The sequence below is a fragment of the Streptomyces sp. NPDC006314 genome (assembly GCF_040613075.1).
GTDB lineage: Bacteria > Actinomycetota > Actinomycetes > Streptomycetales > Streptomycetaceae > Streptomyces.
The window spans coordinates 1-1,716 of the sequence record NZ_JBEXRL010000075.1; the positions used below are offsets into that span (position 1 = coordinate 1).

The 1,716-nt window shown below is 71.4% G+C and carries 1 protein-coding gene; it reads left to right on the top strand.

The window, feature by feature from the left end:
* On the top strand, positions 1 to 1,716 hold a 1,716-nt coding region (locus ABZ079_RS36840), incomplete at both ends, for an amino acid adenylation domain-containing protein (RefSeq protein ID WP_356943799.1).

Below are 1,716 nucleotides of genomic sequence, written 5' to 3' on the forward strand. Positions count from 1 at the left end.
GGCCGCCTACGACCACCAGGACCTGCCCTTCGAGCGGCTGGTCGAGATCGTCAACCCGGAGCGCTCGGCATCGCACCACCCCGTGTTCCAGGTCGCCCTCAACTTCGACGGCACGGATCGGCCCCCCCTCGACCTCCCGCACCTCACCACCCGCGTCGACGAGAACCTGACCGACGTGGGCACCGCGAAGGTCGACCTCAGCTTCCACCTCCGGGAGCGGCAGGCCGAGGACGGGACGCCCGCGGGTATCGACGGCGCCCTCGAGTACGCGGTGGACCTCTTCGACCCGGAGACCGTCCGCGCCATCGGCGTCCGGCTGACCCGGTTGCTGCACGCTGCCGTCGGCGCCCCAGAACGGCGGATCACCGACCTCGACGTGCTCGACGGAGCCGAGCGCGAAGTCGTGGTACGGCTCTGGAACGACACCGAGCAGGAGGTGGACTCCCGGCCCCTGCCCGCACTCTTCGAAGAGCAGGTGCGCCGCGCCCCGCAGGCCATCGCCGTACGCGGGTCCGTCGACACCACGTACGCCGCGCTGAACGAGCGGGCCAACCGTTTCGCGCGGCACCTCAGGGCCCTGGGAGCCGGGCGCGAAGACGTGGTGGCCGTCGCCCTGCCCCGGTCCGTGGACGCGGTGGCGGCGCTGCTCGGCGTGATGAAGGCGGGTGCCGTCTATCTGCCTGTCGACCCGGGCCTTCCGGCGGCCAGGATCACCCAGCTCGTCCAGGACACCCACCCGGCCGCCGTCCTCACTCTCTCCGGTTCGGCGCCTCTGATCGAGAAGGCCCTGGCGGCACGCGGTCACTCCGTGCGTCCGGGCGGCGCCGAGACGGAACCGGCCGTCGTGGTGATCGACGACCCGAGGACGGAGGAGGCCATCGCGGCCCGGCCGGGGGGCGACCTCGCGGACGACGAACGCGGCGGCCGGCTCACGCCGTCCCAGCTCGCGTACGTGATCTTCACCTCCGGCTCGACCGGAGTCCCCAAGGGCGTCATGGTGGAGCACGCCGGCCTCGCCGGGCTCGCCGCCGCGCAGATCGACCGCTTCCGCGTGGACGCCGCCGGCCGCGTCCTGCAGTTCGCGTCCCTGAGTTTCGACGCGTCCGTCTCCGAGATCGCCATGGCCCTGCTCTCCGGCGCCTCGCTGGTCCTGCGGCCCGACGGCATGCTCCCCGGCCCCGAGCTCACGAAGCTCATCGCACGGCACCAGGTGACCCACGCCACCCTGCCGCCCGCGGTGCTCGGCGTGCTCGATCCGGCCGAGCACAGCACGATCCGGACCGTGATCGCGGCGGGCGAGTCCCTCCCGGAGAAGACCGCGGGCGCCTGGTCCGACCGCCGTCTGATCAACGCCTACGGACCCACCGAGACGACCGTCTGCGCCACCATGAGCCAGCCGCTCACCGGGATCGGGCAGCCCGGCATCGGCCGGCCGATCCGGAATATGCGGGTGTATGTGCTGGATGGTGGGTTGCGGCCGGTGGGTGTCGGGATGGTGGGTGAGTTGTATGTGAGTGGTGCTGGTCTGGCGCGTGGTTATGTGGGGCGTGCCGGGGTGACGGCGTCGCGGTTCGTGGCTGATCCGTTCTCGGCTGTGGGTGGCCGGATGTATCGCACGGGTGATGTGGTGCGGTGGCGTGCGGATGGTCAGTTGGAGTTCGTGGGCCGGGTCGATGACCAGGTGAAGGTGCGTGGTTATCGGATCGAGCTGGGTGA